Source organism: Desmonostoc vinosum (assembly GCF_059505385.1).
On the sequence record NZ_JCACKM010000255.1, the window covers coordinates 1 to 6009 of the forward strand.

Genomic DNA, 6009 nt, shown 5'->3' on the forward strand with positions numbered 1-6009 from the left:
TGGGGACTGGGGACTGGGGACTGGGGACTGGGGACTGGGGACTGGGGACTGGGAATGAGCATTTGTTATTTCTCCCTCATCTCCCTCATCTCCCTCATCCCCCTCATCCCCCCACTCCCCACTCCCCACTCCCCACTCCCCACTCCCTACTCCCTACTTCTTTTTAACGAATCATTCTCTCCAATTCAGATTGCAGGTCTTTTGTCAAATCGCTAACAGCTTGCTTAGTTGCTTGACGGTTTGTTTGAGAATTTAACCAGCGTTCAGTCACAGAAATTGGTTCACCTACTGTAATTTGTGCCTGTCGTAAGCCTAATCTGGGTCTTCCAGGAAGTGTTGTGTCTTGAATGCGGGAAAGCATATCAAACATCAGTAGTGCGGTTTCTGCGAATCTTTCGACAGTTGGCTGTTCCTTGATATAGGTTGCTGTGACAGCTACAAAACTTTCTACTATTCGCATGTGTCGTATCCGCAGGTCTGCTTCTTGGGCAATCCAATCTGCTAAACCGCGTTTGAAAGGTGGTAAAGCATTAATATCTGGCAAATCATCTCGGTATATGTAATTCCAGCCAGCTTCTTCTAAGCGCCGACAACGGTCAATAAAATTTCCCTGGGGCTGGAGTGCAAAATATTGTTCAGCTACTTGTAAAGCTCTATTTAATAGATGATGTAATCGCTCAGTTAATGTTTTGTCGCGAGTTTCGCTAAAATTTTGATGATAGAAGCGACGATAAAATTCTTCCATCTCGGTAATGAGATATTCAGCTAACCGACAGATACGTTGAGTGTAAATTTCTGCTTGGTTGGGAATAGTCGAGTCATCAAGATCAAGCATCGGCAAGCCGCTATCTGTTTCTAGTTTGCGTAAAAGCCAATCTAATCTTGACCAAGGTGGCTTAACATAGCGATACTCAATGCCGATAGGCACAATCATTACCGTCTCGGTACGATTGGCTTTTTGTAAGTCTTCGACGCACCAAAACCCCATTTGGGCAACACCAGGTTCCAAGGGGCTGACAACGCCACTGTGGCCATTGTTCCCTCCTTCGGGTGCAAGTGCGATCGGTAATTTACCATTAGCAAATAAATTTCGTGCAGTTTGGATAGCCTGTCTGTCTAGTCGCCTACCACGACGCACCGGTACACCACCTAACCGAGAAAATAGCCAACCCAACCAATCACCAGCCCACAATGTCATACCCCGATCATAGAGAAAGTGGCTGCTAATCGGGTATTTCAACTCGATACCTGCTTCGCGGGCAGCTTGGGGTATGAGGCGGGAGAGTACATACTGCATACACATAGGATCTTCTACCTCTGGGTGGCGAAATGCTAACAAAAAGCGAATTTTGCCAGCCTGAAATTGCTGATAAAGCTGGGCTAATACTTCAGTATTTTTAGCTTCAATACGAACTATGCCAGCTGGTAGCCAGGGACGAGTCCGGAATCGCAGCAAAAACGGTACTAACCACTGAGTAATCTGAAGTACGTATACATTAAAATTTTCGGGGATAAATTTCAGTGGTGGTTGAGTAGAGTGAATTGATCTAGGCAAGTCCCTCTCCAAAAAAGTTTTGTATGACACTATTTTAGCTGTGTCATGACAAATAAAAAAATTGAGTAAATAAGAATAACTAAATTCTGTACTTTAGTTATTCTATCTACTCAATTAAAAGCGAAATACAAGGATTTACCGGAAAGGAGATTGAGGATTTTCAGAAATAAGCAGTCTAACTCAAAAAAATTTTGAATTATAAATTGTAGTGTAACCGCAATCAATATTAAACTGCTTGTGAGAATTTCTTACGTTTTTGTAAGCCGAATAAAGCTGATACTGCAATAGCTCCAAGGCTCAAAATTGTACCAGGTTCAGGAACAGTTTTGTTGATATCTAAACGAACCCCATCACCAGTAACGAATTTTCCACCAATATTCCCTAATTTCAGTTCTAATGAATTTACATTCGTTAGTGTTACTTTTTTCATATTGGCATTATCTCCTGGAGCAACTGTTGAGTTATAAGGGTTGCCATTTAAGCTCAAAATACTTGTGCCTGTATCTTCGGTGTCAAAAAACAGTAGTTGTAATTCAGCAATTGTTGTTGCAAAGTTAAATTTGTACTGACCAACCTCTAATTGACCGTTTTCAGGAAAACTACCATCCTTTTTGAGCGCTACAGGACGAAACCAATTTTCACCTGCAATTGTATTAGTACCTGCATCTGGTTGACCGAATACAATACCAAAGCCCCAGTTATTTGCGGTTGCGCTATCGTCACTAAATAGCAAGCTTGGTAAGTAATTTGAATTGTAACTTTCGCTGCTGATTGTATAACCATAAGGTGCGGTATCGATACAGCTACCAGTCACACAAGCAACGTTTGTTAGTTTAATTTCACCTTCTATTGGAGGAACTAAAGAAACAGCTTTAGCTTTAGAGACACCACCAACTAAACTTAAAGTTAGAGTTGATGCTGCGAGTGTTGTAGAGAGAATAGTAAACTTTTTCATAGACTTTTTCTGCGATTAGTAATGATTTTGGTAACGAAGGTTTGTGTTGTTTTCCGTGTATGTTCACATAGTAATTGAGTATCTACTTAAGTGCATATACTTGGATTTGATATTCATTCAATCTTTATTAGCAAGTTTTTCAATATAAATACTGATAGAATAATTACTGAATAGCGGTATTTTTTTGCTACATTTCTTTTCCAGAAAAATGTCAAGAAAAATAAGTATTTACGTTATCCTTATTAAGGAATTAAAAGTTTTTTATAAAAGAATTTTAAGAAACAATAAATCTTGGGGATTGGGGATTGGGAAAGAGGCGGGGGGACGAGGAGACACGGGGACGCGGGGAAAGACTTCGGAACAGAAAAATAGGCTTTAGGCTTTTTCCGACTGAATGTAAAATACCTACATCTGCCTTTGGGAGGTAGGGGAGATAGTGCGCTGCTGAGATTCCCTCCGTTGTAGCAAGCGGGGTGAATAATACCAATTTGAAAAAGAAGGCGACAGATAAGCTAATCTGCCTTTAACTTGCATAATCCTTTGCCTCAGAAAGACGCGGAGAGAAGTTGCGTGCGGGGGTTCCCCCCGTTGAGCAAACTTCGGAGGACGCGCTTAAGGGGAGACGCGGGGATGCAATTTGAATGATTATTAGCTTACACACGCTCGAACCCTTGTGAAATGGAACTTTCTTAATTGCAAATTGCCAATTTGTATAACAAATATCTATTCCCCGCGTCCCCGCGTCTCCCCGTCCTCGTGTCTCCCCGTCCCCGCGTCCTCTTGATTCCCTATTTCCTAAATTAGATACCTTTTTTCTCAATTTTTGAATGCATCCGATAGAATGGAAAATGCTGTCTTTAAATAATTAGGGAATTTATGGCCAAAAAGAGTATGATTGAGCGCGAGAAAAAACGCGCCAAGTTGGTAGCAAAGTATGCTGAAAAGCGCGAAGCTCTGTTAGAAGAGTTTAGAACAACAGAATCTCCTCTTGATAAGTTGGATATCCATCGGCAAATTCAACAGCTACCCCGCAATAGTGCGCCTAGCCGCCGCCGTAACCGTTGTTGGGTAACTGGTCGTTCTAGAGGTGTTTACCGTGATTTTGGGCTGTCTCGGAACGTTCTGCGAGAATGGGCACACGAAGGTCTTTTACCTGGAGTGGTTAAGTCTAGTTGGTAGTCATTAAGTCATTGGTCATTAGCAACTGAACAACAGACAAAGGACAAATGACAAATGACAAAATTATTGCCCACAACACTTATCAATTCCCAGACTTTCTAAGAGTAGATCGCTGACGGCGTTGGCGATCGCAAACTCTCCATAGAAGCTTTTGGAAAAATCAAACGCCTGCATCTCAGTGACGATGGCAATCACTAAAGAACCGAGGTCGTTTTCTCCTTCCATGCGTTGTCTGACAAAAATTTGTGCTGCGCGTTGGGCAATTGTATGATTGACGGTTTCCGGAATAAATTCTGTATCCAGCCACCGCAGTAGACACTCTTGTAGCCATTCACCTTCTCGCTGCGGATTTTCAGCTGGGGGTAAGGTGATGGGTGAAATTGGTTCAGTCATTTTTGTTAAACGCAGAGTAACGCTGAGGAAATCGCAGCGAAAAGTTCTGAAGGAGGGAAACCCTCTGTAGGAAACTTTTCAAGACAGAGGTTCGCAGAGTGCGTTCCTCTTGAGCTTTTGGGTTTGTTGGTTAACTATGCAATATGATGTCGCCGCTATTATTCAAGGCTATGCTCAAGGCTATTTTCTCATGGCTGATGCCAGCGATCGCTTGGGATGGTATGCAAGTCGCGATCGAACTTTGATTCCATTAGATGAGAGATTTCGCTACCCTAAGTCTTTGCAGCGTGTCCTCAATCAAGAACGTTTTACTGTGGCGATTAATCGTGACTTTGCAGCTGTGGTTGCTGGGTGTGCTAACCGCGAAACAACTTGGATTTCAGAGGAGTTACAAAAGATTTATTGGTTACTATATCAGACGGGTTTTGCTTATAGTTTTGAAACTTGGCGAGGCGACGAACTAGCCGGGGGAATTTTAGGAATTGTCATTGGTGGTGCTTTTATTGGCGAATCAATGTTTTACCGCATACCCGAAGGCTCAAAAGTAGCGATGGTGAAGTTGGTAGAAAGATTGAAAGCTAAGGAATTTATACTGTTCGATGCCCAAATGATGAATCCCCATTTGGAAAGATTTGGGGCTTATGGCGTTGGAGATGAAGAATATCAAGCTTTACTCGAACAGGCAATAATGCATCCTTGCTCATTTGTGTAATGTAAAGTTCTAGTGGATGTGTTTTTGTGAATCGCAATTTTAGCTCAGAGGGTGATCTTTATAGGAAGTTCTATATTGTAGCATTTGCTCTTAACCAATTAAGTAAATCTACTGTAGTCGTAAAATCCAATAAAGCCTCTCCAAGTAATTCTAATTGCTCTAGAGAAAGAATTTGAATACGTCTTTGAATCTCTTGTGGTAACTCTCCTACCCGTCTTTGTAGTAGTCGTAGCACGAGTCTTTGTGCTTGTTCTTGTCTGCCTTCTTGTTTACCTTCTTGTCTACCTTCTTGTTTGCCTTCTTGTTTACCTTCTTCCTTGCCTCGTTCGTAGCCAATGCGCTCACCTGTCGTAATGTAGCTCATAGAACGCTCCTGCTCAAATTGTTTAAACTCTTGCCAAAATTCTGCTTCTAAGGCTTTTGGTAAAATCATAACCCAATCAATAAATCGGTATAGGTTACGAATATCTTTTTCCTGTAACCCTAATTCATATAATCGGCGAATTAAACTAAATTTCCATGTTTTACGTTCTGTAAATTTTTTAGTTGTTTGCTGTGTCTTCAAATGGGCCATCACCACTGTGGCAAATGGGTTATCGCTTTTCTCTAATTCTGTCCAACGATTTTGATAATCTAGCAGCTTAACGATACCAAATTCAAAGTTAAGTTTGGTATGGGGATAATTATAACTATATTGATTTGGTCGCCATGTCGGGTCAGCATCACACAAAATTGCTAAACTAATAGCAGGTTTCCCAAACTTATCAAATATTCGCAGGTTATAGGAAAACATCCTTTGTGCAAAAATGTCTTCTGATTTTGCTTGGATTTCAACATGAATTAATAGCCAAATTTCTTGTCCTTGAATTTGCCAGACTTTAACAAGTTTATCTGCATATCTACGACCAAATTCAGCTTCACGGGCGATTTGTTGAAATTCTTTATCGAGGAATTCGTAGGGACGTTGCCAATTAATTAATGCTGCTGTTTGGGGAAAGAAAAACTGTATAGCTTGGGGAAAGTAAGCCTCTAAAATTTCTTTCCAGGGACTATCATTATCTGCTCTTTCTAGTTCTTCTAAACTCATACTGATACAATTCAAAAAAAATTTGCAACACATGTAGGTTGGGGAGCCACTCACGTGGGCGGGTTTCCCGACTTGAGTGATATCATGTCCGTTTAAAGACTTATGATTTGGCTGACGCGGAGATAGGG

The 6009-nt window shown here is 41.4% G+C and carries 6 protein-coding genes; 2 read left to right on the top strand and 4 right to left on the bottom strand.

The window, feature by feature from the left end; all coding sequences use genetic code 11:
* Positions 1-163: 163 nt before the first annotated feature.
* Together AC5JMF_RS28290 and AC5JMF_RS28295 are read right to left on the bottom strand one after the other, a co-directional pair.
* A complete protein-coding gene (locus AC5JMF_RS28290; protein WP_495799036.1) occupies positions 164-1555 on the bottom strand; it encodes a lysophospholipid acyltransferase family protein in 1392 nt (463 codons plus the stop codon).
* A 226-nt stretch (positions 1556-1781) separates the two neighbouring features.
* Positions 1782-2510 carry an LEVG family PEP-CTERM protein gene (locus tag AC5JMF_RS28295; protein ID WP_495799037.1) on the bottom strand — a complete coding sequence of 243 codons (729 nt, stop codon included), beginning with the start codon at positions 2508-2510 and terminating at the stop codon, positions 1782-1784.
* Between the two features lie 876 nt (positions 2511-3386).
* Between AC5JMF_RS28295 and rpsN the strand changes: the two genes are divergently transcribed.
* Positions 3387-3689, top strand: a complete 303-nt coding sequence (gene rpsN / locus AC5JMF_RS28300) for a 30S ribosomal protein S14 (RefSeq protein WP_495799038.1) — start codon at positions 3387-3389, stop codon at positions 3687-3689.
* Positions 3690-3752: 63 nt separating this feature from the next.
* Here the strand turns inward: rpsN and AC5JMF_RS28305 are convergent, their stop codons facing one another.
* Positions 3753-4082: a DUF8822 family protein gene (locus AC5JMF_RS28305; RefSeq protein WP_495799039.1), complete on the bottom strand. Its 330-nt coding sequence runs from the start codon at positions 4080-4082 to the stop codon at positions 3753-3755.
* A gap of 136 nt (positions 4083-4218) precedes the next feature.
* Between AC5JMF_RS28305 and aat the strand changes: the two genes are divergently transcribed.
* Positions 4219-4794 carry a leucyl/phenylalanyl-tRNA--protein transferase gene (gene aat / locus AC5JMF_RS28310; RefSeq protein WP_495799040.1) on the top strand — a complete coding sequence of 192 codons (576 nt, stop codon included), beginning with the start codon at positions 4219-4221 and terminating at the stop codon, positions 4792-4794.
* Positions 4795-4864: 70 nt separating this feature from the next.
* Here the strand turns inward: aat and AC5JMF_RS28315 are convergent, their stop codons facing one another.
* Positions 4865-5881 (bottom strand): DUF4351 domain-containing protein, encoded by a 1017-nt coding sequence (locus AC5JMF_RS28315; protein WP_495799041.1) that lies wholly within the window; start codon positions 5879-5881, stop codon positions 4865-4867.
* Positions 5882-6009: the final 128 nt, after the last annotated feature.

What these genes read in the sequence shown, in the direction of transcription:
- AC5JMF_RS28295 (WP_495799037.1), bottom strand. Translation starts at nt 2,510, where the DNA reads ATGAAAAAGTTTACTATTCTCTCTACAACACTCGCAGCATCAACTCTA.
- rpsN (WP_495799038.1), top strand. Translation starts at nt 3,387, where the DNA reads ATGGCCAAAAAGAGTATGATTGAGCGCGAGAAAAAACGCGCCAAGTTG.
- AC5JMF_RS28305 (WP_495799039.1), bottom strand. Translation starts at nt 4,082, where the DNA reads ATGACTGAACCAATTTCACCCATCACCTTACCCCCAGCTGAAAATCCG.
- aat (WP_495799040.1), top strand. Translation starts at nt 4,219, where the DNA reads ATGCAATATGATGTCGCCGCTATTATTCAAGGCTATGCTCAAGGCTAT.
- AC5JMF_RS28315 (WP_495799041.1), bottom strand. Translation starts at nt 5,881, where the DNA reads ATGAGTTTAGAAGAACTAGAAAGAGCAGATAATGATAGTCCCTGGAAA.